Genomic DNA, 23,832 nt, shown 5'->3' with positions numbered 1-23,832 from the left:
ACAGGTCATCATGAAATTCGCTTTTCTCGCCTGTCTGCTCACCGTCACGCTCGGTAGCAACGATGCATGGAGCCAGGGCGCTACCGGCGGCAGTCTCGGCAACGACAACAAATCGCTGTCCGGCTCATCTTCCGAGCCGCGTGAGGCCAGGCCTGCGAGCCGCGAACGTTCCGAACCGCGGGTCGCTCCCACGCGGCGAAACTCTGGTGGGGATGGCGGTGGCAGTGTCGCCCGCTTCGATGGGAGATGGCGGATCAGCTTCACCGGTCAAACAAAGATCTGCGCGGGCATCACAGCCGACAGCACGTTGACCTTCTCCGGCGGTCGCGGAAGTGACGGCAGCACCGTGAACTCGAGCGGCGGATTTCAGGGGGCTGCCAACAACAGTGGCGTAAGCGCCATCATGACCGGACGATTGTCCGGCCGCAGCGGTGGCGGTTCGATGCGGATGTCGAATGGCTGCAGCGGCCGATGGACAGCGGTGAAGCTGTAATCAGAGCTGCTGCCGCAGCTTCTGCACGAAGGCCACCATGCCGACCTGACGCTTCAGCTTGAGCAGTTCAGCGCGCAGGATCGACTTCACGGCTTCGAAGGCGATGCCGATATTGTCGTTCACGACGACATAATCGTAGGCGTCGAAATGGCTCATTTCGTCGCCGGCCTTCTTCATGCGGCCGCGGATCACCTCTGCGGAATCCTGCGCGCGCGTATGCAGCCGCTGCTCCAACGCCTGCACCGACGGCGGCAGGATGAAGACCGACACCACGTCGCTCGGCGCACGCGAATTCAGTTGCTGAGCGCCCTGCCAGTCGATGTCGAACAGCACATTGTGGCCGGCGGCCAGCGCATGTTCGACCGGCGCTTTCGGCGTGCCGTAGCAATTGTCGAAGACTTTTGCCCATTCGAGCAATTCGTCATTCGCGACCATCTGATCGAACTTGGCCTGATCGACGAAGTAGTAATCCTTGCCATCGATCTCGCCGGGCCGCGGCGCCCGCGTCGTCACCGACACCGACATGCGCAGATCGGCAATCTCCTCGATCAGCATGCGCGTCAGCGTGGTCTTTCCGGCGCCGGACGGCGACGACAGCACGAACATCAGACCACGCCGTTCGACTCCCTCGAAGCTCGACATGATCACTCCAGATTCTGAACCTGTTCGCGGAATTGCTCCACGACATTCTTCATTTCGAGGCCGGCGCTGGTCAATTCGAGATCGCCCGACTTGGAACAGCACGTGTTCACTTCCCGGTTGAATTCCTGAGACAGGAAATCCAGCCGGCGGCCGACCGGGCCGCCCTTCTTGATCATCTCGCGCGCCTGCGAAATATGCGAAGCGATACGGTCGAGTTCTTCGCGGATGTCGGCCTTGGTGGCGATCATCAGCGCTTCCTGCGACAGCCGATCCTGATCGAAGCGATCGGACGCATCGAGCAGTGTCGCGATCTGTTCGGCGATGCGGGCGCGGATCGCTTCCGGCTTGCGGCCTGGAGCGGCCTCCGCCTTCTTCGACAGTTCTTCGATCTCGTTGAGGCGCACAGTGAGAATATCGCCGAGCGTCTTGCCCTCGCGCTTGCGCATATCGACCAGCGCGGTCAGCGCCTCCTCGAAAGCCGCAGCCACGGCAGTCTTCGCCGCGGCTTCCTCGGCTTCATCAGCCTCGGGCTCGACCATCTCGATCACGCCCTTGATGTTCATCAAACCGTCGATGCTCGGCGCCACCGCGTCGATCTTGCTCGACATCTCCGCGGCGATCTTCAGGACCGCGTTCAGTACGTCCTGATTGATCCGAACGGCAGCTTCCGCATTCGCACGCTTCACGGTGAGGTTGGCATAAACGGTGCCTCGCGACAGCACTTCGGTTGCGCGCTTGCGCGCGGTGGCTTCCACCTCGTCGAAGCCCTGCGGCATGCGCAGACGCAGGTCAAAACCCTTGGCGTTGACCGACTTCAACTCCCACTCGAACGTATAAGGGCCGCTGGTGCCGTGGCTCCGTGCAAAGCCGGTCATGCTCGACAACACCATCGCAAAACGCTCCAAAAGATCAGTGGATTCGCGGATGCGCGAACCGAAACAAGGATAGGCCCTTTCAGGCCGGACTGGAAATCAGCGCGGTTGAACGCGTCTCGTTATTGCGCGACCGGCGCGCCGCTGGGCGCTGCTGCGCCCTGGCGGGCCGGCGGCGTGCGCGGACGCTGCTGCTGCTTGGCAGGCGCCTGACGTGGCGGCGTAGCCCCCGTGGCAGGATTGGCCTCTCCGGGAGCAATTGCGGCTGCTGGAGCAGGCTCTTCCGCAGGCTCCACCGTGTCGTTCTGTGCGGCCTTCTCGATGGCGCGCAGCTTCGCGACATTCTTCTGATGCGCGTCGTAGGTCTCGGTGAACGCATGCGCACCGGTGCCGTCAGCGACGAAGAACAGGTCGCGCGTGCGCGCCGGATTGGCGGTCGCCTCGAGCGAGGCGCGACCGGGATTGGCGATCGGGCCCGGCGGCAAACCATCCACCACATAGGTGTTGTAAGGCGACGGCTGCTGGATTTCGCTGCGCTTGATCGGGCGACCGAGCGTGCCCTTGCCGCCGACCAGGCCGTAGATGATCGTCGGGTCGGACTGCAGCTTCATCTTCCGCTGCAAGCGATTGGTGAACACGGCGGCGACGCGGCTGCGCTCATCGGCACGGCCGGTTTCCTTCTCGACGATGGAAGCCAGCGTCACCAGTTGCTCCGGCGTCTTCACCGGGACATCGCCGCTGCGGCGATCCCAGATTTCGGCCAGCACGCGCTTCTGCTCGCGCTGCATGCGCTGGATCACCTGCTCACGCGGTGTGCCACGCGGAAATTTGTAGGTCTCCGGCAGCAGCGTGCCCTCACGCGGCATCTCACGGATCGAGCCGGTGAAAATATCGTTGTCGGACAGGCGCGACACGATCTGCTCGGAGGTCAGGCCTTCCGGGATAGTCACCGAATGCTGCACCACCTTGCCATCGACGATCGTGCCGATGACGTCGCGCAGATTGGCGTTCTTCTGGAACAGATACTCGCCGGGCTTCAGATCCTGCGATGCCTTCAGCGCGAACACTGCGCCAAGGAACACCCAGCGATTGGCATCGATCACGCCCTCGCGCTGCAGCACTTCGGCGATGTCGCCTTTGCCGGCGCGAGTCGGAATGTTGACGATCTTGTCGTCCGACAGCGGTCCCGGCGCTTCAAGAGCCTGCTTGCCATAGACATAGACGCCGCCGGTCGCGAGCATGACCAGAATGACGAAGGTAATGACGGCATTGCCGAACACGACGAGCGGGCTGCGCGCCACATCCGAACGCTTCGGCGGCGGCGGAACCTGTTCGGGTTCCAGCGCAGCGCGCGGGCTTCGGGGCGAAATGGGCGACCGCTCACTCATCGATGTACCTAGAGTCCAATCCTGACGGGACCGAATCCGAGATCGAATCCGAATACCATCAATAACATACGCCCACAGCAGCAATCGATGCGGATTGCGGCGAAACGGTGGAAGACCTCTACAGCGATCACACCCGCTTGAGGATCACCGACGCATTAGTCCCGCCAAAACCGAAAGAGTTCGACAGCGCGACATTGATCTCCTTCGGCCGCGCCTTATGCGGCACGAGGTCGATCGCGGTCTCCACCGACGGATTGTCGAGATTGATGGTAGGCGGGGCGACGTTGTCGCGAATCGCGAGAATGCTGAAGATCGCCTCGATGGCGCCCGCCGCCCCAGCAGGTGGCCGGTAGACGACTTGGTGGACGACATCGCAATCTTCGATGCGGCATTGCCGAGCAGGCGCTGGACGGCGCCGAGTTCGATTTCGTCGCCAAGCGGCGTCGAGGTGCCGTGGGCGTTGATGTAATCGAGATCCGAAGCCGTCATGCCGGCACGCTTCAAAGCGGCGCTCATGCTGCGGAAACCACCATCGCCATCGGGCGACGGCGACGTGATGTGATAGGCGTCGCCCGACAGGCCATAGCCGACGACTTCCGCGTAAATCTTGGCGCCACGCACCTTGGCGTGCTCGTATTCTTCGAGAATGACGACGCCGGCGCCCTCGCCCATCACGAAACCATCGCGGTCCTTGTCATAGGGACGCGATGCCTTTTCGGGCGTGTCGTTGAAACCGGTGGACAGCGCACGCGCGGCGGCGAAGCCCGCCATGGCGATGCGGCTGACCGGCGACTCCGTGCCGCCAGCGACCATCACGTCAGCATCGCCAAGGGCGATCAGGCGCGCAGCATCGCCGATCGCGTGAGCGCCGGTGGAGCATGCCGTGACGACGGAATGATTGGGGCCCTTGAGGCCGTGTTCGATGGAGACATAGCCCGACGCCAGATTGATAAGGCGGCCGGGAATGAAGAATGGCGAGACCTTGCGGGGGCCACGCTCCTTCAGCACGATTGCCGTTTCGGCGATGCCGGTCAGACCGCCGATGCCGGAGCCGATGAGCACGCCGGTGGCGCATTGATCTTCATGCTCGGTCGGATGCCAGTTGGCATCGTCGAGCGCCTGCTTGGCGGCGCACATGGCGAAGATGATGAAGTCATCGACCTTGCGCTGGTCCTTCGGCTCCATCCACTGATCGGGATTGAACGTGCCGTTGGTGCCGTCGCCGCGCGGAATCATGCAGGCGATCTGGGCGGGGATATCCGACACTTCGAACGTGTCGATGCGCTTGGCGCCGCTTTCCCCGTTCAGGATACGCTTCCAGGTCGGCTCGACACCGCAGGCTAATGGCGACACCATGCCCAGGCCCGTGACGACTACCCGCCTCATCTGCATCTCCACAGCTTCCTTCAAAAGCTCACTCCTGAGCATGATCTGGTCCGAAAACCGATATCCACTTTTCGGGATCACGCTCCCGCGCTTCACAGCAAGAAGCCGGTGGACCGCAATGACGCGATCCGTCCGGCTTCAGAATGTGTCACGCGAAGAAGTTAGCTCTTGGCATTCTTCTCGAGGAACTTGGTCGCGTCGCCGACGGTGAGAATGGTCTCAGCGGCATCGTCCGGAATTTCGCAGCCGAACTCTTCTTCGAACGCCATCACGAGCTCGACGGTGTCGAGGCTGTCAGCGCCGAGATCATCAATGAAGCTCGCGGAATCGATCACCTTCTCGGGTTCGACACCAAGGTGTTCGACCACGATCTTCTTCACTCGCTCGCCAATCTCGCTCATATCAACCTCGTGCTTGTTACATAGGCTCGTCCGCAGACGATACGAGCCATCCTGGAGCGTTAAACTCGTTAAACCTTAGCGCTTGCGCGCTGTGTGGAATGACCCCGCCGTCCCCGTCGGAGCCTCGCGAAAACGGTAGGCTCGGCCCCGCCAATATACAGGGTTTCAACTTCCTGCAATGGCCTTCTTTGCCCCACCGTTGGACGCTCGATTAGCACACATCATATGGCATTGCCACACACTGCGACAGTCGTCCAAAGCTCAATTGAATCACGGCGTTGCGGGAACCCGCAACGTCAGATCATGGCCATCCCGCCATTCACGTGAATGGTCTGTCCGGTGACATAGGCGGCCTCGTTGGAGGCGAGATAAACCGCTGCGGAGGCGATGTCCTCCGGCGAACCGAGACGGCCTGCCGGCACCTTGGTCAGAATCGTTTCGCGCTGCTTGTCGTTCAGCACATCGGTCATCGGCGTGGCGATGAAACCGGGGGCGATGCAGTTGGCGGTGACGCCGCGCTTGGCATATTCGGCGCCCAGCGTCTTCATCATGCCAATGAGGCCGGCCTTGGCCGCCGTATAATTCCCCTGGCCGGGATTTCCGGTGACGCCGACCACCGAGGTAATAGCGATGATCCGGCCGAAACGCTTGCGCATCATCAGCTTGGTGGCGGCGCGGGCGAGACGGAAGGTCGACGTCAGATTGACGTTGATCACATTGTCCCAGTCCTCGTCACGGAGCTGGACGAACAGGTTGTCGCGGGTAATGCCGGCATTGGCGACCAGGATGTCGAGCTGCCCCATCGCTTTCTCGGCCGATGGCACCAATTCCTCGACTTCCGCCGCGTCAGAGAGATTGCACGGCAGCACATGCGTGCGGTCGCCGAGCTTGGCGGCCAGCGCTTCCAGCACCTCGCGGCGGGTGCCGGACAGCGCCACGGTGGCGCCCTGCGCATGCAGCGCCGTTGCGATCGCGCCGCCGATGCCGCCGGTCGCGCCGGTGACCAGCGCGGTCTTGCCTGTCAAATCGAACATTCGTTTCTCCTTTGCCCATGAGGGCGAATTTCAGAACACCGAAGCAACGACGCTCGGATCACCTCTCCCCGGTGGGGAGAGGTGAAGACTACGTCACTTCGCTGCGGTCAGCGCGTCCTTGGCTGCGGCAATGTCATTGGGGCCACCGACGGCAACGCCGACGGCACCGTCTGCAATACGCTTCACGAGACCGCTCAGCACCTTGCCGGCGCCGATCTCCAGAAAATGAGTAACGCCCTGCCCGGCCATATAAGCGACGGACTCGCGCCAGCGCACGGTGCCGGTGACCTGCTCGATCAGACGGCGACGGATTTCGTCGGGATCGGTGATCGCCGCGGCCAGCACGTTGGACACCAGCGGTGCCGCCGGCTTGTTGATGGTGACCTTTGCCAGCGCCTCGGCCATTACGTCGGCGGCGGGCTGCATCAGGCTGCAATGGAACGGCGCCGACACCGGCAGCAGCATGGCGCGCTTGGCGCCTTTGGCCTTGGCGATCTCAACGGCGCGATCCACCGCCGCCTTGTCGCCGGACACAACCACCTGTCCACCGCCATTGTCATTGGCGGCCTGGCAAACCTGGCCCTGCGCCGCTTCGGCAGCAACGGCGACCGCTGCGTCATATTCCATGCCCAGCAGCGCAGCCATGGCGCCGACGCCCACCGGCACAGCCTTCTGCATGGCCTGGCCGCGGGTCCGCAGCAGGCGCGCGGCGTCGCTGATGGAGAGGCTGCCGGCTGCTGCCAGCGCCGAATATTCGCCCAGCGAGTGGCCAGCGACGAACGCGGCGTCCCTGGCCAGGGAAATACCGGCTTCGGTCTCGAGCACACGCATGGTGGCCAGCGAAACGGCCATCAGCGCCGGCTGGGCATTCTGGGTCAATTGCAGGGTTTCGGCCGGACCTTCCCAAATAATGGCGGTCAGCTTCTCGCCGAGCGCCGAATCGACCTCGTCGAAGACAGCCTTGGCAGCGGGGAACGCGTCAGCCAGGGCCTTGCCCATACCGACGGCCTGGGAACCCTGGCCGGGAAATGTGAATGCTGCGGTCATCGGCTCGCCCCGGTCTCGCTTTTTCGGTTAAACTGCTGAAAACGTGCGCCGTAAGACACTGGCATGGCCGCCGATGTCAAGTTGCAGCGCCAGAACCGGGTTCCCGCCGCTATTTGCCGGACACTCGCCGCACATGCCGCTACCGTCCCCTTTCCCTTGCCATTCCGGCAAAAATCCGTATAAGGCGCCGATCCGCAGATCCCGGCCGGGAGCTGAACGGACGGTCACAGCACAATCCACCTGTCTTAAATCCACAGAGATTATGTTGCGATAGGGCCAGTCGGTCCGTCGTCCCGTGCTTCCGCCTTCTGAGCAGTCGAGTCCTTTCCGAAGGGTTCGAAGGGCTTGCCGCCGGGTGATGCGCTAACACTGGAAAGGACTCCCATGGCTCTCTACGAGCATGTTTTCCTCGCGCGTCAGGACGCGAGTGCGCAGCAGGTGGAAGATTTCACCGCGCAGATCACCACCATCGTCGAAGGCGCTGGCGGCAAGATCACCAAGACCGAGAATTGGGGCGTGCGCTCCCTCACCTACCGCATGAACAAGAACCGCAAGGCTCACTTCGTTCTGCTGAACATCGATGCACCGTCGGCCGCGATCGTCGAGATCGAGCGCCAGGAGCGCATCAATGAAGACGTCATCCGTTATCTGACCACCCGTGTCGAAGAGCACGAGGAAGGTCCGTCGGCGATGATGCGTAAGGCCGATCGCGATCGTGAACGCGATGATCGTCCGGGTGGTGGTTTCCGTGGCGACCGTGAAGGCGGTTTCCGTGGCGACCGTCCGGATCGCGGCCCGCGCCGCCCGCGTGAAGATAACGAAGCATCGGTTGAGGAGTAAGAAACATGGCTGAAGCTGGTGCACGTCGCCCGTTCTTCCGTCGCCGCAAGACCTGCCCGTTCACGGGAGCCAATGCGCCGAAGATCGATTACAAGGATAGCAAGCTGCTGATGCGTTACGTGTCCGAGCGCGGCAAGATCGTGCCGAGCCGCATCACGGCCGTGTCCGCCAAGAAGCAGCGCGAGCTGGCCCGCGCCATCAAGCGCGCCCGCTTCCTCGGCCTGCTGCCCTACGTGATCCGCTAAGACGTTTCCGACCGGCGGTCTCGCACCGCCGGTCGCTCTTTCTTTTTTCTCATAAGGCTTCCGGGTCGTCCGGTCGCCGATGGTTGGGGCGAAATGCTCCTAACCGCTCAAAGGGGGCGGGACAGCTGATGATCTCCAGTCTCCTCATCGCGCTTGCCGCGGGCGCTGCCTCCGCCGTGATGTTCGCCTCGATTATTTCGGGCGCGCTGGTCTCCATTTTCCTGTTCTATCTCGCCCCGCTCCCGCTGATGGTCGCATGCCTCGGCTGGGGTCCGATGACCGCCACGATCGGCGGCATTGCGGCTGCGACCTCGCTCGGCCTGATGTTCGGCATGGGCTATCTCGCCATTTTCGCCATTACGATCGCGTTGCCTGCCTGGTGGCTCGGCCATCTCGCGCTGCTCGGCCGCGCAGTGGAAGCCCCCGCATCGGTCACCGGCCCTGCCGAACCGAAATCGGAGTGGTATCCGATCGGCCGTATCCTGTTGTGGATCGCCGTGTTCGCCTCGATCACCACAATGGCGGCCTTGCTGACGCTCGGTACCGACAGCGAGACGATCCTCGGCACGCTTAAGCGCTCCTTCGGTCGCATCATGGCCGGCCGTACGGAAGGTGACAGCGACACCATCGCCAACACCATCGCAATGATCGCGCCGTCGGCCGCATCGGTGGTTGCCATCATCACGCTGACGCTGAACCTCTGGCTCGCCGGCCGCATCACATCGACCTCAGGCCGGCTCAAGCGGCCGTGGCCGGATCTGCACACGCTTGCCTTGCCGCCAATGACATTGGTGGTGCTGTGCGTCGCGATCGCGCTGATCTTCCTCGGCGGCATCGTCGGCATCTTCGCGCAGATCGTCTCGGCAACGCTGCTGATGGCCTATGCCTTCACGGGTTTTGCGACCTTGCATGCACTCACCACCGGCCTGGGCAGCCGCACGATCGTGTTGAGCATGGTGTATGCCATGACGCTCGTTCTTGGCTGGCCCATTCTCGTGGCGGCCTGTCTAGGCCTTGCCGATGCCTTTTTCGGATTTCGCCAGCGTCTTGGCGAACGTCGCCCGCCCCATCGGTGGCGTGACAAAGCTTCACTGCAACATCTGACAACATCGAACACAAACAAGGAGATCTAAAATGGAAGTCATTCTGCTGGAACGCGTCGCCAAGCTCGGCCAGATGGGCGAAGTCGTCCGCGTCAAGGACGGTTACGCCCGTAACTTCCTGCTCAAGCGCGGCAAGGCGCTGCGCGCCACCGCCGCCAACCGCGGCAAGTATGATGGCATGAAGGCTGAACTCGAAGCCAACAACATCAAGGCCAAGGGCGAAGCCACCAAGGTTGCCGAGCAGATCGACGGCCGCAACGTCGTCGTCATCCGCCAGGCATCGGAAACCGGCCAGCTGTTCGGCTCGGTCTCGGTGCGCGACATCATCGCTTCGTTCGAAGCCGATGGCATCACCTTCGCCCGCAGCCAGGTGCTGCTCGACGCCCCGATCAAGACCATCGGCCAGCACACGATCTCGATCGCCGTGCATCCGGAAGTCGAAGTCACCGTCAGCGTCACCGTGGCCCGCTCTGAAGCTGAAGCCGAGCGCATCAACCGTGGCGAAGACATCTCGTCGCGCAAGGATGACCAGGACGCTGCCGCCGAAGCCCTCGCCGCTGCCGGCGAATTCTTCGATCCGGAAGCCCAGGGCGGCGACGACGAAGACAACGGCTAAATTTGATTGGTCCCGGACTCGGTGCAGCACAACACGCTGCATCGCAGATCCAGGATCCTCTCAAGCCATACAAAAAAGCCCGGCCTCACGGCCGGGCTTTTTCTGTGTCGCGTGTCAGTCTGCGCTCGGCTTGGCCGGCTCAGGTGCAGGCGCCGCAGCAGGCGGCGTTGCAGCCGCGGGCGCGCTCGACTCCGGCTCCTTCGGTGCCGGGGTCACGGCCGGGACTGGATCGCTCCGCGTTGCTGGCGGCGTCTCCGCCTTCGGCTCAGGCTTTGCTTCAGGCTTGGCTTCAGGCTTGCTGTCCTCGACGGGCTTCGCAGGCTCGGCCTTGTCGGTGGCCGGCTTGGCGTCGTCCTTCTTCGGCTCGTCCTTCACCGTATCCGGCTTCGGCTCTTCCTGATGGCGACGGTTCTTCTTGCCCTTCTGCTTCTGATTGACAGGACGTTCGGCCTCGGCGGGCGCCTGGGCCTCACCGGCAGGCTTGGCCGCATCGGGTGAAGCGGTCTCGGCAGGCGGCTGACGTTTGGCATTGCGGTTGCGGCGCGTCGGCTGTTCGGCCGGCGCGGCGCCATCGGGACCCGGCTGCGCCTGCTGACGCTCCGCTGCCGCGGGGCGCTGGCGACCGGCGGGCGCTGCATCGGCGGGTGCCGGCTGCTGCTCGCGGGAGAGTTCGCGGCCCTGGCGGGTCAGGCCATCGTCATTGCCGCGACGACCACCGCCGCTGGCGCCGGCGCCATTGGCGGTGACATAGGCACTCATCACCTTCGCCATGTCGGCGCTGGTCGTATAGTGCTGACGCAAGAAGCTCTGTAACTGGCCGGGCGCAACGCTCTTCAGCAGCCCGCGCGCGCTCTTGTGGCAGACCGAGCAATTGCCATTGAACAGCTGCGCCGGCGATTTGCCGGCCTCGAGGTTCTGCGCGTTGGCGGGAGCGATGAAGGAGGAAGGTGCTGCGAGGCCTATCAGGAGCATCGCCGTCGCTAAACTGAGCGCTCGGCTCAACATATCAATCTCCCGAAAGTGCAGGTCACCAATTTAGACATGTTGTAGACGATTGCGTTCCGAATGGAAGCGGCCTCGTGACGCAAGCTGTGCACGCCGCTGTGAACAGTTCGGGCGTGAGGCGAGCGCGCATCATTCGTCCCCGCGCAGCCTGTTTGACAGGCGCGTCCAAATCACGCGCGGCAATAGTCGCGACATGGCGGGCTAACACCGTTGGGGAGATGAGGCGATTTGGGGAGTGGAGTCAGCGTCACAAGACAGGACGAGTCTGCCAGGACATATCGGTGCAGATGGCGATGAGCCCTGCTTCGCTCAAATCGCCCAAAAGATATCAGCGAGATATCAAAACGACAGCTGCAGTACTTCGGCCCGACGCGAGAGATTGCGGCGCGCTGGCGTCGGGCTCTGCAAGCGGGCCATGACGGCCGCAAGCGCCGCCGGGTCACATTGCTGCCCGGACAGTTCTTCGGTCTGCTCGAACGTATCGACCAGACTGGACAACCACGCATTATCGTCGGCTGCCGAAAACGGCTGATGCTGACCCATCGACCTGTCCTTCACGCCTCTTGTCATTGCGTTCCAACGTCCGAAGCCCGATTCGGGTTCCGGGTGTGGCGCAATTGCAATCCCTGTTCTTGTTATAAGTGAGACAAGTCGCTGTCCGGTTCAGGCCTGCCCGGCAATTTTTCGGGTTCCTTTAAGGAGCCGTTGAGGAACCTGCCCGCGCCACCGGTCGGAACGCGTCAAGCGTCGAATGGAAATGCCGGCGATTTCCCACAAGGCGCAGTGTGAATCGGGCATAAGGCTGATCTGTGCTCCCCCCGCCCGCGCCAGTGCGCTTATGTCCGGGGCCGCGCATCCGCCCCATTCGAGCGAGATTTTCAGCACTATGGCCGCATCCGATTCCAACGTCCTCAAGCTCGCCCCCGAAGCCGGTACGCCTGCCTATCGCAGCGCGCCGCATAATATCGAGGCCGAACAGGGCGTGCTCGGGGCCATGCTGGTCAATAATGACGCGTTCTACCGCGTGTCGGACTTTCTGAAGCCCGAGCACTTCTACGAGCCGCTGCACCAGACCATTTTCGACACTGCGGCCAGCATCATCCGCGCCGGCAAGATCGCCACCCCGGTGACTCTGAAGACCTTCCTGCCCGCCGATACCGATCTCGGCGGCATGACGGTCGCGCAATACCTCGCCCGCCTCGCCGCCGAAGCGACCACCATCATCAATGCGCAAGACTACGGTCGCAGCATCTATGACCTCGCGATCCGCCGCCAGCTGATCGGCGTCGGCGAGGACATGGTCAATGTCGCCTATGACGCGCCCGTGGATTTCGCGCCGCGCGCCCAGATCGAGGACGCCGAGCGCCGGCTCTATGAGCTCGCCGAAGCCGGCCGCTACGACGGCGGTTTCCAGCGTTTCTCGCAGGCCATGACCACCGCCCTCGAAATGGCAGCCAATGCCTATCAGCGCGACGGAAAACTGTCCGGCATCTCCACCGGCCTGCGCGACCTCGACGGTCGCATGGGTGGATTGCAGCGCTCCGACTTGATCGTGTTGGCCGGCCGTCCCGCCATGGGCAAGACCTCGCTGGCCACCAACATCGCCTACAACATCGCCGCCGCCTATCAGGCCGAGCTGCAACCTGACGGCACCAACAAGACGATCAATGGCGGCGTGGTCGGCTTCTTCTCGTGCGAAATGTCGGCCGAACAGCTGGCCACCCGTATTCTCGCCGAACAGACCGAAATCTCGTCGAGCCTGATCCGCCGCGGCGGCATCACCCAGGACCAGTTCGACAAGGTCCGCGACTACACGATCAAGCTGCAGAACCTGCCACTCTATGTGGACGAAACCGGCGGCCTGTCGATCTCGCAGCTCACCGCCCGCGCCCGCCGCCTGAAGCGGCAGAAGGGCCTCGACGTGATCATGGTGGACTACATCCAGTTGCTGCAGGGCTCGGGCAAGCGCTCCGACAACCGCGTGCAGGAAGTCACCGAGATCACCACCAACCTCAAGGCGCTGGCGAAAGAGCTGAACGTCCCCATCATCGCCCTCTCGCAGCTGTCGCGTCAGGTTGAAAACCGCGAGGACAAGCGCCCGCAGCTCGCCGACTTGCGTGAATCCGGATCGATCGAGCAGGACGCCGACGTCGTGATGTTCGTCTATCGCGAGGAGTATTACCTGCAGGCCAAAGAGCCGAAGGCAGGGACGCCGGAGCACGAGAAATGGATGCTCGACATGTCGATGGTCCACGGCAAGGCCGAGGTGATCGTCGCCAAACAGCGACATGGTCCCACGGGAGCGGTCCCCCTGCAGTTCGAAGGCCAGTTTACGCGCTTCAGCGATCTCGCCGAGGGCGACCAGTACATGCCGGCAGTGCAGCACGAGTGATTTAGTCGCGGCGGCATTCCTCCTGACTGTCATTACCCGCGAAAGCGGGTAATCCAGTAGACACCGTCGGTCATAATTCTCACGTTGACCGGTGTTTACTGGATCGCCCGATCGAGTCGGGCGATGACAACCGAGAGTTTGCTCCTGTTACGCAGGACGGCGATCACCCGAGACCCATCGATGACCGAAACCACGACCACCGCCGACCTCGCCCCCACGGCCACCGGCCTCCTCACTATCGATCTCGACGCCATCGTCACCAACTGGCGCAAGCTGGAAAAAGCCAGCGTGCCGGCCGAATGCGGTGCCGCTGTCAAAGCCGACGCCTATGGCTGCGGCATCGATCGCGTCGTCCCTGCGCTCGCCAAGGCCGGCTGCAAGACCTTCTTCGTCGCGACGATCGACGAGGCGCGTGCCGCCCGCGAAGGCGCGCCGGATGCAGCGATCTATGTGCTGAACGGCCTGTCGCCCAATGCGGGCGACGCCTTCGCCGCCATCAAGGCCCAACCGGTCATCGGCACGCTCGATGAACTCGCCGAATGGGACATGTTCTGCCGCCGCACCAACTGGGCTGGCGGTGCCGGCGTTCATGTCGATACCGGCATGAGCCGGCTCGGCCTGTCGCCGGACGAAGCGGCGAGCCTGGCGCCGCGCATCAATTCCGGCAATCACGGCTTTACGCTGGTGATCAGCCATCTCGCCTGCGCCGAACAGCTCAACAATCCCTTGAATCCAAAACAGGTCGGTGCCTTCCGCGAGATCGCGCATCTGTTCTCGGGCGTCACCTCGTCGCTCGCCAATTCGTCGGGCATCTATCTCGGGCCGAGCTACATGTTCGACATGGTGCGCCCGGGTGCTGCGATCTACGGCGTCAACCCGACGCCGGAAGCCGCCAATCCCATGCTGCCGGTGGTTACGCTCAAGGCGCGCATCCTGCAGACCCGCGATGTCGCCCGCGGCGACACCGTCGGCTATGGCGCCACCTGGACCGCGCGCCGCCCGACCCGCCTTGCCATCGTCGCGTCGGGCTATGCAGATGGCTATTTCCGCGCCGCCGGCAGCAGCGACGGCTCGCGCGGCACCGAAGTTGTGATCGCCGGCCAGCGCTGCCCCATCGCCGGCCGCATCTCCATGGACCTGATGGCCATCGACATCACCGACCTGCCGCCAAACGCGGCGCGTCGTGGTCACATGGCCACATTGATCGGCGACGGCCTCACCGTGAACGACCTCGCCCATCACTTCGGCACGATTCCGTATGAAGTGCTGACGAGCCTGGGCCGGCGCTATCAGCGGGTTTACACGGGCGGCTGACGCTGCGCTTGCGTTGAATGACGTCCGCTTGGCGCTGGATAACGCTGTTGGACGTGCCGCGACAGAGGCAGACTAAGAGCAATCGAGATTCGCTCAGGGACGCACGGCGTTGATCAGCAGCTTCATCTTCGTCTGCGCCGTTGGCCTTTTGGCCGGCACCATTTCCGGCATCGTCGGCACCGGTTCGTCGATCATGCTGATGCCGGTGCTGATCTATGAATTCGGGCCGAAGGAAGCGGTACCGATCATGGCTGTCGCGGCCGTGATGGCCAATCTCTCGCGCATCATGGCGTGGTGGCGCGAGATCGACTGGCGCGCCACGCTGGCCTATTCGCTCACCGGCATTCCGGCCGCCGCCCTCGGCGCCCGCACGCTGCTGGTGCTGCCGTCGCAGGCGGTCGATCTCACCATCGGCGTGTTCTTCATCGCCATGGTGCCGCTGCGGCACTGGCTGGCGAAACGCTCCTTCACCATCGGCCTGTGGCAGCTCGCGCTCGGCGGCGCGGTCATCGGCTATCTCACCGGCATCGTCGTCTCCAGCGGTCCGCTCAGCGTGCCGCTATTTTTGTTTTACGGCCTCGCCAAGGGCGCTTTCCTCGCCACCGAGGCCGCGAGTTCGCTCGGCCTGTATCTCAGCAAATCGATCACCTTCCAGCGCTTCGGCGCGCTCGACATGGCGGTGCTGGTGAAGGGCCTGATCGCTGGTGCCTCGCTAATGTTCGGCGCCTTTATCGCCAAGCGCTATGTGCTGAAGCTGAGCGTGGAAACGTTTCGCCGCATCATGGACGGCATCATGCTGATCGCCGGCGCGAGCATGGTGCTATCGGGCCTGCATGTGATCTGACATCGACGCGTAGCTCAAAAAGCAAATCGGCCGCCTCGCGGCGGCCGATCGAAACTCATAACAGCGCGGCTGGCTTAGTAGCCGTAAGCGCCGTAGCCCGAGCCGAAGCCGAAATTGAAGCCGTTGCGGCCGCAGCTCGCGCAGCCCGTCTGCACCGGCTGATAATAGACCTGCGCCGGCGCCACCTGCACGGTGCGCTGCTGGGTCGCGTACTGCGCCGGGATGCGCTCATAGTCGACACTGGCTGGCGCGACCATCACGGTCTTCGGCACCATCACGGTGCGATACTGTGCTGGACGGTGATGACGAACGACGCGGCTCGGAGCCACCTGCACTGTCTCCTCCACCGTGCGATACTGCGGCGGGATCACCTGCTGCTGATAGCAGGTGGTGCACGGCGGCGGCGCGTAGCAGTTATAGCAACCGGCAGACGCAACGCTCGGCAGCGCCAGACCGGCGACGGCAACGATGGCAGCGGCAATTGAATTCTTCATGATCAGGTCCCGTGAAATCCAGTTGGAAAACTCTCGGACGCCAGACTTAAATGAGCACCACCAACCGTCAACGCGGAGTTGTTATTTACCTTGACGAACGTCGTTAAGAAGAGATGACGATGCATCGCGAAATCAGCTGGCAGCCGCTCATGGGGTTGCAATGAAGATCCATCGTCTCACCATCATCAAGGATTGTGTGCACGTCGAAGGCAGGCTCGATGCGACCGCACGCACCACGCGCGTGGCAGCCTGCGCCGTCGTTGCCAATCCGTTGGCGAGCAGCGCGCGCGACGATGTCAGCGAGCTCTTTCCATTCGGCGCCGAACTCGGCGCTCTCCTGGTGAAGGAAGCCCTCGCCGCGTTGCCGGGCGCCGCCATCTGCTATGGCAAGGCCGCCATCGTCGGCACCTCCGGCGATATCGAACATGGTGCGGCCGTGCTGCATCCCCGCATGGGCAAACCGATGCGCGAAGCGATCGGCGGCGGTGCGGCGCTCATCCCCTCCAATGTGATCATCGGTGCCGTCGGTGCGACCATCAATGTGCCGATCGGCCACAAGGATGACCCATGGGCACTAGACTTCATCGACACGATCGACGTCACCGTGGGCCACGCGCCGCGACCCGATGAAATCCTGGTGGTGGTTGCCCTGGCCGATGGACCGAGGCCACGCCCGCGTCTCGGCAAATAAGCGGCCATCTCTCTCGACGCCGCGTATCCCGGGCCGACCTCGATCGTATCGACGTGACGATCAGGCCTGCACCGGCTTAAAAAGAACAAAACGGGATCGACGGAGGGCATCGTCTTGCCTACAATGGGAGTTCGGCAAGCCCCACCCAGAAGCGATTCCATCCCATGGCCAAATCCGCCCCCTCTTTCGTCTGCCAGAATTGCGGCGCTGCCTATAACAAGTGGCAGGGCAAGTGCGAGGCGTGCGGCGAGTGGAATACGCTGGCGGCCGAGGACAGCGCCACCGCGATCCCTGTCTCGGCGCGCTCCAAGCGCAAGGGGCGCACCTTTAATCTGGAAAGCCTGACCGGCAGCAGCCAGGACGCGCCGCGTATTCCATCGGGCATGGGCGAACTTGACCGCGTCACCGGCGGCGGTTTTGTCCGCGGCTCCATTATCCTGATCGGCGGTGACCCCGGCATCGGCAAATCAACGCTGCTGACGCAGGCGACCTCCATGATGGCCAAGGCCGGCCACCGCGTCGTCTATATCTCCGGTGAAGAAGCGGTGGCACAGGTGCGGCTACGCGCCGCCCGCCTCGGCCTCGCCGATGCGCCGGTGCAGCTTGCCTCCGAGACCTCGGTGGAGGACATCGTCGCCACGCTTTCCGAAGGCACCGTACCGCGGCTGATCGTGATCGACTCGATCCAGACCATGTGGACCGACACGGTGGAATCCGCGCCCGGCACCGTGACCCAGGTCCGCGCCTCCGCTCAGGCGCTCATTCGCTTCGCCAAGAAGACCGGCGCCACCATCATCCTGGTGGGCCATGTCACCAAGGATGGCCAGATCGCCGGCCCGCGCGTGGTCGAGCATATGGTCGATGCGGTGATGTCCTTCGAGGGTGAAGGCTCGCAGCAGTTCCGCATTCTGCGCGCCGTGAAGAACCGTTTCGGCCCCACCGACGAGATCGGCGTATTTGAGATGACCGGGCTCGGCCTGCGCGAAGTTTCGAACCCGTCCGAACTCTTCCTGTCCGATCGCGATCTCGGCTCGCCCGGCACCGCGGTGTTCGGCGGCATGGAGGGCACCCGCCCCGTGCTGGTCGAGTTGCAAGCTTTGGTTGCCCCGACGACACTCGGCACCCCCCGGCGCGCCGTGGTCGGCTGGGATAGTTCGCGCCTCTCGATGGTGCTCGCGGTGCTGGAGGCGCATTGCGGCGTCAAACTCTCCGGCTACGACGTCTACTTCAACGTCGCCGGCGGCCTGCGGATCAATGAGCCCGCGGCCGACATGGCGGCGGCTGCCGCCCTCGTCTCCTCGCTCTGCAACGCGCCCTTGCCCACCGATGCCGTCTATTTCGGTGAAATCTCGCTGTCTGGCGCGGTGCGCCCGGTCGCGCAGACCTCCGCACGGCTGAAGGAGGCCGCAAAACTCGGCTTCGGTCGCGCGGTGCTGCCGGAGGCTGCGCGCGGCGATCCCGGCGGCGATGCGGGCCTCACGCTCAACAGCGTCGGCAATCTCACGACACTGGTGGCCGAGATCGCCGCCCGCGGCGTCAAACCGGCGCGCGATGGCGGCAATACCACACAGAGCGAGAAAAGCACTGCCCCTGCTCGTTTCCGCCGCGACAACGGGTGACGGTTGCGTGACCTCGCGCACGCAGCCGGCTATAGAAAACACGCGCGAAAAACGTGGCCATCGCGCAACGCTTCGTTCAGGTTCTTCATCCGAAGCGGAACATTGATGTGTGGCATGGCCCGCAGGCGGTTTTCCGCTCTCGCGAGACGTGCCATATCACCGTCACCTGAACTGGCGGCTTTGCTGCCGATTCGCGTTTTCTGACCGAGCGGACCAGACCCGACGATGCCGATTACCATTCTCGACCTTGTCCTGCTCGGCGTCATGCTGATCTCCGGCCTGCTCGCGATGGTGCGCGGCTTCATGCGCGAGATCCTCTCGATCGCCGCCTGGGGCGCCGCTGCCCTGGTCACGCTTTACGCGTTCCCGAAGGTACTTCCTTCCGCCAAATCCTATATCGCCAACGACACCATCGCGACCGCCGCCACCATCGGCGGCCTGTTCGTGCTGACGCTGATCGTGGTCTCCATCATCACCGTGCGCATCTCGGACATGATCCTGGACTCGCGCATCGGCGCGCTGGACCGCACCCTCGGTTTCCTGTTCGGCCTTGCCCGCGGCATGCTGATCGTGGTCGTCGCCTTTCTGTTCTTCACCTGGCTGGTTCCGGACAAGCAGCGTCCGGATTGGGTCACCGGTGCAAAATCGCGCGTGGTGCTGGAATCTACCGGGAACTGGCTGATGTCGCTCTTGCCGGATGACCCTGAAAACACCATTTTGAAGAAGTTCAAGAAGAACAAGCCTGAAGACGAGTCGACGGAAGCGGCGCCGGACGCTCCGGGTGGAAACGATGGCTATTCCAAGACGGCACGCGACAGCATGAAGAAGCTGATCGACAAACCCGCGGGACGCTGACCCGTCCCGAGCTTGAACTGACTGCGCGAGGGTGCGTGTGTTGCACGACTCGCGACAACAGAGGCGCGGTGCATCCGATGCAAAACTCTTTCGACGACGGCGCAGCCCATAACAGCTTCGACCTGGACGACGATCTTTCCGGCGACATGCTGCGTGAGAAATGCGGCGTATTCGGCATCTACGGTCATCCGGATGCCGCCGCCATCACCGCGCTCGGCCTGCATGCCTTGCAGCACCGCGGTCAGGAAGCCGCCGGCATCGTCGCCTTCGATGGCCGTCGCTTCCACTCCGAACGCCGCCTCGGTCTTGTCGGCGACACCTTCTCCCGCCGCGAGGTGATCGAACGCCTCCCCGGCAGTGCCGCCATCGGCCACACCCGTTATTCCACCACCGGCGAAACCATCCTGCGCAATGTGCAGCCGCTGTTCGCAGAACTGAATGCAGGCGGCTTCGCCGTCGCCCATAACGGCAACCTCACCAACGGCCTGACGCTGCGCCGCGAGCTCGTGAAGAACGGCGCGATGATGCAGTCGACCACCGACACCGAGGTGATCCTGCATCTGGTGGCGCATTCCAAGCGCAACTCCTTCATCGACCGCTATATCGAAGCCCTGCGCGCCATCGAAGGCGCCTATGCCCTGGTCGCCCTCACCAACAAGAAGCTGGTCGGCGCACGCGATCCGCTCGGCATCCGTCCGCTGGTGCTTGGTGAACTCGACGGTTGTCCGATCCTCGCATCGGAAACCTGCGCCCTCGACATCATCGGCGCCAAATACATCCGCGACATCGAGCCCGGCGAAGTCGTCGTGTTCGACGACAAGGGTGCGCAGAGCCACAAGCCGTTCGCACCGCAGCCGCCGCGCCCCTGCATCTTCGAATATATCTATTTCGCGCGCCCGGACTCGATCAATGACGGCCGCTCCGTCTACGACACCCGCAAGCGCATGGGCGAAGAACTCGCCCGCGAGACGCATGTGGAAGCCGATGTGGTCGTGCCGGTGCCTGACTCAGGCGTGCCCGCCGCGATCGGTTATTCCCGCCAGTCAGGCATCCCGTTCGAACTCGGCATCATCCGCAATCACTATGTGGGCCGCACCTTCATCCAACCGACCCAGAGCGTGCGCGAGCTCGGCGTGCGCATGAAGCATTCGGCCAACCGCGCGGCCATCGCCGGCAAGCGCATCATCCTGATCGACGACAGCCTGGTGCGCGGCACCACCTCGAAGAAGATCGTGAAGATGATGCGCGATGCCGGCGCCACGGAAGTGCATTTCCGCATCGCATCGCCGCCGATCACCCATCCCGATTATTACGGCATCGACACCCCGACCGCTCCGGCCTCCTGGCCGCCACGCATTCGCTGGAGCAGATGCGTGAACTGATCGGTGCGGATTCGCTGGCCTTCGTCTCGGTGGACGGCATCTACCGCGCCATGGGTGAGCCCGGCCGCAATCCGGCCCAGCCGAAATTCGCTGACCACTGCTTCACCGGCGACTACCCGACCCCGCTCACCGACATGACCGAGATCGACGACCCCGCCAGCTGTCGCTGCTGGCCGAGGCGAGCTGAGCCGCCAAGCTCTTTGATCGCGATCAATCACTGTCATGGCCGGGCTTGTCCCGGCCATCCACGTCTATAAAACCCTTCACAAAGACGTGGATGCCCGGAGCAAGTCCGGGCGCGGAGTGAAGCTGCATCATGACGACAAAATCCCTCGCCTCCCGTATCGCTCTCGTCACCGGCGCCTCGCGCGGCATCGGCTATGCGACTGCCATCGCACTCGCCAAGGCCGGCGCGCATGTCATCGCCGTGGCCCGCACACAAGGCGGCCTTGAAGAGCTCGACGACGCCATCAGTGCGGAAGGCGGCAGCGCTACGCTGGTGCCGCTTAGCGTTACCGATTGGGACGGCGTCGCGCGTCTCGGCGCCGCGCTGCATGAGCGCCACGGCAAGATCGACATCCTGATCGGCAATGCCGGCGTCGCCGGTGCGTCCTCGCCGCTCGGCCATGTCGAACCGAAATCCTGGAACGAGACCATGGACGTCAACGTCAATGCGAACTTCCAGCTGATCCGCTGCATGGAGCCGCTGCTGCAGCAGTCCGATGCCGGCCGCGCGGTTTTCGTGACATCCGGCACCGCCAACAAGGCCTCAGCCTATCGCGGCCCGTATGCCGCCTCCAAGGCCGCGCTGGAAGCGCTGGTGCGCGTCTGGGCCAACGAGACCGCCACCACGCCGCTGCGGGTCAACCTGTTCAATCCCGGCCCGATCCGCACCCATATGCGCGCCATCGTGATGCCCGGCGAAGATCCGGAAACCCTCGACACACCGGCACAGGCCGCCGAGGCGATCGTGCCGCTATGCCTGCCGTCATGGACGGAGACGGGCAAGTTCGTGGACTACAATACCGGTAAGGTGATGGATTTTCACGCGCCGTCGTAAGATCTACACGCAGTGCGTGTTGCGACCCTCACACCGCCCGTGGAATAATTATTGGCAACATTCCATTTATGGAATATCCTGCCATGAGCTGGAACGTCGAATATACTGACGAATTCGCGAGAGATTTCTGGAGCACTCTCAGCGAATCCGCTCAGGACGATGTCACTGCTTCAGTCATGCTCCTCGCAGAGCGCGGGCCAAAGTTGCCGTTTCCGTACTCGTCCGGCATCGGAGGCTCCCGACACACTCATATGCGAGAGCTACGCGTACAGAGCGGCGGCCGACCGCTTCGGATTTTTTACGCATTCGACCCACGCCGTTCCGCGATTCTGCTGATTGGCGGAGACAAGACCGGCAAAGATCGTTTTTACGCCGAGATGCTACCAGTCGCGGACAAGCTGTATGACGTGCATCTCCAAGAACTGAAGAAGGAAGGGTCGATCTAATGGCCGGCCATCGCGCATTCAGGGAATTGACCAAGGGCTTTTCGCCAGAGCGTCAAGCGCGTGTCGCCGCGCGCGCCGATGGCTTGAAAAAGGAAATGGCACTGCATGAGTTACGTCACGCGCGCCAACGTTCGCAGGAAGAGCTGGCGCGCGAACTGAAGGTTGGCCAGCCTGCCGTGGCGAAACTCGAACGGCGCACGGATATGTATGTGAGCAACCTCCGGCGCTATATTGAAGCCTTGGGCGGCTCACTTGAAATCACCGCTCACTTTCCAGAAGGCAGCGTTACCATCGCCAATTTCAGCGAGCTTGAAGACGCAGGCGTACAAGACGCATAACCCCGATTGCACTCCGCTCCATCCGAGCTACACTTCCTCCCAAGCGGGACAAACCCGCATCACACAGGGAGGTCGTCATGGCGTCACGCCTGCGCATGTTCGCACTTGCTGCAACACTCACCCTCGCCGCCTTTTCCGCCCGCGCCGCCGACATTCCCCGCTTCGAAGTCGAAGTCTCGTGGCCAAAGCCGCTTCCCAATAACTGGATCCTCGGCCAGGTCGGCGGCATCACCACCGACAAGAACGGCCATGTCTGGGTGATCCAACGCCCGAAATCGCTCACCGATGACGAGAAAGGCGCCTCGCTCAATCCGCCGCGCTCGAAATGCTGTATCGCCGCGCCGCCGGTGCTCGAATTCGACGCCGAGGGCAATCTGCTCCGTTCCTGGGGCGGCCCCGGCGAAGGCTATGAATGGGTCGGCCGCGAGCATGGCATCGAGGTCAGCGACGACGGTTTTGTCTGGATCGGCGGCAATGAAGCGAACGACAATGCGATCCTCAAATTCACCCTCGACGGCAAGTTCGTGATGCAGATCGGCAAGATCGCGCCGAGCAAGGGCAGCAACGATACGACGCAACTCGGCAAGCCCGCCGAGACCGCCATCGACAAGGATGCGAACGAAATCTATGTCGCCGACGGCTACGGCAATCGCCGCGTCATCGTGTTCGATACCAATACCGGCGCCTATAAGCGGCACTGGGGCGCCTATGGCAACAAGCCTAATGACGACAAGCAGGCGCCCTATGATCCCAACGCGCCAGTGTCGCAGCAATTCGCCAATCCCGTCCACTGCGTGAAGATCGCCAGCGACGGCCTGGTCTATGTCTGCGACCGCATCAACAACCGCGTGCAGGTGTTCAAGAAGGACGGCTCCTTCGTGAAGGAGTGGTTCTACGAGAAAGCCACGCTCGGCAATGGCGCAGTGTGGGACATCGCCGTGTGGCCTGATCCGAAACAGACCTGGTTGCTGACGGCGGACGGCGAGAACAACGAAATCCGCGTCATCAATCGCGACGACGGCAAGGTCGTCGGCACGCTCGGCCGTAGCGGCCGCAATGCCGGTCAATTCCACTGGATTCACGCCATGGCCGTCGATGCCAAGGGCAACGTCTATACGGCCGAAGTCGACACTGGAAAACGCATCCAGAAATTCAAGCTGATCTCGGATGCGTTGAAGTGAGGATGGCGTGTGCAGAATGGGTTGAGCGAAGCGACACCCATCCTGCAGCTCTGGATCATCGCACGCGCGATTGATCCATCGCAATTGCATCGTGACCTCGCGGTTACACAACGGATGTAAACCGGATGGAGCCATCGGCATCAT

25 protein-coding genes and 2 pseudogenes are annotated in these 23,832 nt (G+C 63.0%); 16 read left to right on the top strand and 11 right to left on the bottom strand.

Annotated elements, in window-relative coordinates:
- Nucleotides 1-10 precede the first annotated feature (10 nt).
- Complete coding sequence (locus tag RPMA_RS13380) at nucleotides 11-493, top strand: hypothetical protein (protein ID WP_211913249.1); 483 nt, start codon at nucleotides 11-13, stop codon at nucleotides 491-493.
- Here the strand turns inward: RPMA_RS13380 and gmk are convergent, their stop codons facing one another.
- The 7 genes and pseudogenes from gmk to fabD all read right to left on the bottom strand — a co-directional run bounded on the left by gmk (nucleotide 494) and on the right by fabD (nucleotide 7,263).
- Complete coding sequence (gmk, locus tag RPMA_RS13375; RefSeq protein WP_211913248.1) at nucleotides 494-1,135, bottom strand: guanylate kinase; 642 nt, start codon at nucleotides 1,133-1,135, stop codon at nucleotides 494-496. It abuts the gene before it with no gap.
- A 2-nt stretch (nucleotides 1,136-1,137) separates the two neighbouring features.
- On the bottom strand, nucleotides 1,138-2,025 hold the full coding sequence (locus tag RPMA_RS13370; protein ID WP_211913247.1) for a YicC/YloC family endoribonuclease: 888 nt from the start codon (nucleotides 2,023-2,025) through the stop codon (nucleotides 1,138-1,140).
- Nucleotides 2,026-2,129: 104 nt separating this feature from the next.
- Nucleotides 2,130-3,395: an endolytic transglycosylase MltG gene (gene mltG, locus RPMA_RS13365; RefSeq protein ID WP_211913246.1), complete on the bottom strand. Its 1,266-nt coding sequence runs from the start codon at nucleotides 3,393-3,395 to the stop codon at nucleotides 2,130-2,132.
- A gap of 127 nt (nucleotides 3,396-3,522) precedes the next feature.
- Nucleotides 3,523-4,781: pseudogene (fabF, locus tag RPMA_RS13360) on the bottom strand (beta-ketoacyl-ACP synthase II).
- A 161-nt stretch (nucleotides 4,782-4,942) separates the two neighbouring features.
- The gene (locus tag RPMA_RS13355; RefSeq protein WP_056294916.1) at nucleotides 4,943-5,182 is read right to left on the bottom strand and encodes an acyl carrier protein; all 240 of its coding nucleotides are present in this window, start codon (nucleotides 5,180-5,182) and stop codon (nucleotides 4,943-4,945) included.
- Between the two features lie 296 nt (nucleotides 5,183-5,478).
- Nucleotides 5,479-6,216 carry a 3-oxoacyl-[acyl-carrier-protein] reductase gene (gene fabG / locus RPMA_RS13350; protein ID WP_211913245.1) on the bottom strand — a complete coding sequence of 246 codons (738 nt, stop codon included), beginning with the start codon at nucleotides 6,214-6,216 and terminating at the stop codon, nucleotides 5,479-5,481.
- Between the two features lie 93 nt (nucleotides 6,217-6,309).
- Complete coding sequence (gene fabD, locus RPMA_RS13345; RefSeq protein ID WP_211913244.1) at nucleotides 6,310-7,263, bottom strand: ACP S-malonyltransferase; 954 nt, start codon at nucleotides 7,261-7,263, stop codon at nucleotides 6,310-6,312.
- 384 nt (nucleotides 7,264-7,647) lie between these two features.
- On the opposite strand from fabD, the gene rpsF reads away from it, so the two are divergent.
- The 4 genes from rpsF to rplI all read left to right on the top strand — a co-directional run bounded on the left by rpsF (nucleotide 7,648) and on the right by rplI (nucleotide 10,067).
- Complete coding sequence (gene rpsF, locus RPMA_RS13340; protein WP_211913243.1) at nucleotides 7,648-8,103, top strand: 30S ribosomal protein S6; 456 nt, start codon at nucleotides 7,648-7,650, stop codon at nucleotides 8,101-8,103.
- Nucleotides 8,104-8,108: 5 nt separating this feature from the next.
- Nucleotides 8,109-8,348 carry a 30S ribosomal protein S18 gene (gene rpsR / locus RPMA_RS13335; protein ID WP_011158623.1) on the top strand — a complete coding sequence of 80 codons (240 nt, stop codon included), beginning with the start codon at nucleotides 8,109-8,111 and terminating at the stop codon, nucleotides 8,346-8,348.
- Between the two features lie 128 nt (nucleotides 8,349-8,476).
- Nucleotides 8,477-9,481, top strand: coding sequence for a YybS family protein (locus RPMA_RS13330; protein WP_249225662.1), 1,005 nt, complete (start codon nucleotides 8,477-8,479; stop codon nucleotides 9,479-9,481).
- A gap of 1 nt (nucleotide 9,482) precedes the next feature.
- Nucleotides 9,483-10,067 carry a 50S ribosomal protein L9 gene (gene rplI, locus RPMA_RS13325; RefSeq protein WP_211913242.1) on the top strand — a complete coding sequence of 195 codons (585 nt, stop codon included), beginning with the start codon at nucleotides 9,483-9,485 and terminating at the stop codon, nucleotides 10,065-10,067.
- A 114-nt stretch (nucleotides 10,068-10,181) separates the two neighbouring features.
- Here rplI and RPMA_RS13320 read toward each other — a convergent pair whose 3' ends face one another.
- Together RPMA_RS13320 and RPMA_RS13315 are read right to left on the bottom strand one after the other, a co-directional pair.
- Nucleotides 10,182-11,072 (bottom strand): hypothetical protein, encoded by an 891-nt coding sequence (locus RPMA_RS13320; RefSeq protein WP_211913241.1) that lies wholly within the window; start codon nucleotides 11,070-11,072, stop codon nucleotides 10,182-10,184.
- A gap of 339 nt (nucleotides 11,073-11,411) precedes the next feature.
- Entirely contained in the window at nucleotides 11,412-11,615 is a 204-nt protein-coding gene (locus RPMA_RS13315) for a hypothetical protein (protein ID WP_211913240.1), read from the bottom strand.
- Nucleotides 11,616-11,958: 343 nt separating this feature from the next.
- Here RPMA_RS13315 and RPMA_RS13310 point away from each other — a divergent pair, with 343 nt between their 5' ends.
- From RPMA_RS13310 to RPMA_RS13300, 3 genes are all read left to right on the top strand, one after another.
- The gene (locus tag RPMA_RS13310) at nucleotides 11,959-13,464 is read left to right on the top strand and encodes a replicative DNA helicase (RefSeq protein ID WP_211913239.1); all 1,506 of its coding nucleotides are present in this window, start codon (nucleotides 11,959-11,961) and stop codon (nucleotides 13,462-13,464) included.
- A gap of 180 nt (nucleotides 13,465-13,644) precedes the next feature.
- Entirely contained in the window at nucleotides 13,645-14,778 is a 1,134-nt protein-coding gene (gene alr / locus RPMA_RS13305) for an alanine racemase (RefSeq protein ID WP_211913238.1), read from the top strand.
- Between the two features lie 109 nt (nucleotides 14,779-14,887).
- Complete coding sequence (locus tag RPMA_RS13300) at nucleotides 14,888-15,622, top strand: sulfite exporter TauE/SafE family protein (RefSeq protein WP_249225661.1); 735 nt, start codon at nucleotides 14,888-14,890, stop codon at nucleotides 15,620-15,622.
- A 74-nt stretch (nucleotides 15,623-15,696) separates the two neighbouring features.
- On the opposite strand, the gene RPMA_RS13295 is transcribed toward RPMA_RS13300, so the two are convergent.
- Nucleotides 15,697-16,116, bottom strand: a complete 420-nt coding sequence (locus RPMA_RS13295; protein ID WP_408056529.1) for a hypothetical protein — start codon at nucleotides 16,114-16,116, stop codon at nucleotides 15,697-15,699.
- A 160-nt stretch (nucleotides 16,117-16,276) separates the two neighbouring features.
- Here RPMA_RS13295 and RPMA_RS13290 point away from each other — a divergent pair, with 160 nt between their 5' ends.
- Entirely contained in the window at nucleotides 16,277-16,807 is a 531-nt protein-coding gene (locus tag RPMA_RS13290; RefSeq protein ID WP_211913237.1) for an amino acid synthesis family protein, read from the top strand.
- 164 nt (nucleotides 16,808-16,971) lie between these two features.
- Nucleotides 16,972-18,426, top strand: a complete 1,455-nt coding sequence (radA, locus tag RPMA_RS13285) for a DNA repair protein RadA (protein ID WP_211913236.1) — start codon at nucleotides 16,972-16,974, stop codon at nucleotides 18,424-18,426.
- Nucleotides 18,427-18,455: 29 nt separating this feature from the next.
- Here the strand turns inward: radA and RPMA_RS13280 are convergent, their stop codons facing one another.
- Nucleotides 18,456-18,665: a hypothetical protein gene (locus RPMA_RS13280; protein WP_211913235.1), complete on the bottom strand. Its 210-nt coding sequence runs from the start codon at nucleotides 18,663-18,665 to the stop codon at nucleotides 18,456-18,458.
- Between RPMA_RS13280 and RPMA_RS13275 the strand changes: the two genes are divergently transcribed.
- The 6 genes and pseudogenes from RPMA_RS13275 (at nucleotide 18,652) to RPMA_RS13250 (ending at nucleotide 23,688) form a co-directional block, all read left to right on the top strand.
- Entirely contained in the window at nucleotides 18,652-19,281 is a 630-nt protein-coding gene (locus tag RPMA_RS13275) for a CvpA family protein (RefSeq protein ID WP_211913234.1), read from the top strand. The two genes, RPMA_RS13280 and RPMA_RS13275, sit on opposite strands and share 14 nt — an antisense overlap.
- Nucleotides 19,282-19,358: 77 nt before the next feature.
- Nucleotides 19,359-20,850: pseudogene (purF, locus tag RPMA_RS13270) on the top strand (amidophosphoribosyltransferase).
- 129 nt (nucleotides 20,851-20,979) lie between these two features.
- Nucleotides 20,980-21,723, top strand: coding sequence for an SDR family NAD(P)-dependent oxidoreductase (locus tag RPMA_RS13265; RefSeq protein ID WP_211913233.1), 744 nt, complete (start codon nucleotides 20,980-20,982; stop codon nucleotides 21,721-21,723).
- 83 nt (nucleotides 21,724-21,806) lie between these two features.
- Complete coding sequence (locus RPMA_RS13260) at nucleotides 21,807-22,169, top strand: type II toxin-antitoxin system RelE/ParE family toxin (protein ID WP_211913232.1); 363 nt, start codon at nucleotides 21,807-21,809, stop codon at nucleotides 22,167-22,169.
- Entirely contained in the window at nucleotides 22,169-22,507 is a 339-nt protein-coding gene (locus RPMA_RS13255) for an XRE family transcriptional regulator (protein WP_211913231.1), read from the top strand. The genes RPMA_RS13260 and RPMA_RS13255 overlap by 1 nt, the downstream gene beginning before the upstream one ends.
- A 77-nt stretch (nucleotides 22,508-22,584) precedes the next feature.
- Nucleotides 22,585-23,688 (top strand): NHL repeat-containing protein, encoded by a 1,104-nt coding sequence (locus RPMA_RS13250; protein ID WP_211913230.1) that lies wholly within the window; start codon nucleotides 22,585-22,587, stop codon nucleotides 23,686-23,688.
- Nucleotides 23,689-23,832 lie beyond the last annotated feature (144 nt).

Source organism: Tardiphaga alba (assembly GCF_018279705.1).
In the GTDB taxonomy this organism is placed as follows: domain Bacteria; phylum Pseudomonadota; class Alphaproteobacteria; order Rhizobiales; family Xanthobacteraceae; genus Tardiphaga; species Tardiphaga alba.
This window is presented reverse-complemented; position numbering and strand designations above follow the sequence as displayed.

Bases quoted from the DNA above. Each gene is read 5' to 3' on its own strand.
- RPMA_RS13380 (WP_211913249.1), top strand. From the start codon at position 11: ATGAAATTCGCTTTTCTCGCCTGTCTGCTCACCGTCACGCTCGGTAGC.
- gmk (WP_211913248.1), bottom strand. From the start codon at position 1,135: ATGTCGAGCTTCGAGGGAGTCGAACGGCGTGGTCTGATGTTCGTGCTG.
- RPMA_RS13370 (WP_211913247.1), bottom strand. From the start codon at position 2,025: ATGGTGTTGTCGAGCATGACCGGCTTTGCACGGAGCCACGGCACCAGC.
- mltG (WP_211913246.1), bottom strand. From the start codon at position 3,395: ATGAGTGAGCGGTCGCCCATTTCGCCCCGAAGCCCGCGCGCTGCGCTG.
- RPMA_RS13355 (WP_056294916.1), bottom strand. From the start codon at position 5,182: ATGAGCGAGATTGGCGAGCGAGTGAAGAAGATCGTGGTCGAACACCTT.
- fabG (WP_211913245.1), bottom strand. From the start codon at position 6,216: ATGTTCGATTTGACAGGCAAGACCGCGCTGGTCACCGGCGCGACCGGC.
- fabD (WP_211913244.1), bottom strand. From the start codon at position 7,263: ATGACCGCAGCATTCACATTTCCCGGCCAGGGTTCCCAGGCCGTCGGT.
- rpsF (WP_211913243.1), top strand. From the start codon at position 7,648: ATGGCTCTCTACGAGCATGTTTTCCTCGCGCGTCAGGACGCGAGTGCG.
- rpsR (WP_011158623.1), top strand. From the start codon at position 8,109: ATGGCTGAAGCTGGTGCACGTCGCCCGTTCTTCCGTCGCCGCAAGACC.
- RPMA_RS13330 (WP_249225662.1), top strand. From the start codon at position 8,477: ATGATCTCCAGTCTCCTCATCGCGCTTGCCGCGGGCGCTGCCTCCGCC.
- rplI (WP_211913242.1), top strand. From the start codon at position 9,483: ATGGAAGTCATTCTGCTGGAACGCGTCGCCAAGCTCGGCCAGATGGGC.
- RPMA_RS13320 (WP_211913241.1), bottom strand. From the start codon at position 11,072: ATGTTGAGCCGAGCGCTCAGTTTAGCGACGGCGATGCTCCTGATAGGC.
- RPMA_RS13315 (WP_211913240.1), bottom strand. From the start codon at position 11,615: ATGGGTCAGCATCAGCCGTTTTCGGCAGCCGACGATAATGCGTGGTTG.
- RPMA_RS13310 (WP_211913239.1), top strand. From the start codon at position 11,959: ATGGCCGCATCCGATTCCAACGTCCTCAAGCTCGCCCCCGAAGCCGGT.
- alr (WP_211913238.1), top strand. From the start codon at position 13,645: ATGACCGAAACCACGACCACCGCCGACCTCGCCCCCACGGCCACCGGC.
- RPMA_RS13295 (WP_408056529.1), bottom strand. From the start codon at position 16,116: ATGAAGAATTCAATTGCCGCTGCCATCGTTGCCGTCGCCGGTCTGGCG.
- RPMA_RS13290 (WP_211913237.1), top strand. From the start codon at position 16,277: ATGAAGATCCATCGTCTCACCATCATCAAGGATTGTGTGCACGTCGAA.
- radA (WP_211913236.1), top strand. From the start codon at position 16,972: ATGGCCAAATCCGCCCCCTCTTTCGTCTGCCAGAATTGCGGCGCTGCC.
- RPMA_RS13275 (WP_211913234.1), top strand. From the start codon at position 18,652: ATGCCGATTACCATTCTCGACCTTGTCCTGCTCGGCGTCATGCTGATC.
- RPMA_RS13280 (WP_211913235.1), bottom strand. From the start codon at position 18,665: ATGGTAATCGGCATCGTCGGGTCTGGTCCGCTCGGTCAGAAAACGCGA.
- RPMA_RS13265 (WP_211913233.1), top strand. From the start codon at position 20,980: ATGACGACAAAATCCCTCGCCTCCCGTATCGCTCTCGTCACCGGCGCC.
- RPMA_RS13260 (WP_211913232.1), top strand. From the start codon at position 21,807: ATGAGCTGGAACGTCGAATATACTGACGAATTCGCGAGAGATTTCTGG.
- RPMA_RS13255 (WP_211913231.1), top strand. From the start codon at position 22,169: ATGGCCGGCCATCGCGCATTCAGGGAATTGACCAAGGGCTTTTCGCCA.
- RPMA_RS13250 (WP_211913230.1), top strand. From the start codon at position 22,585: ATGGCGTCACGCCTGCGCATGTTCGCACTTGCTGCAACACTCACCCTC.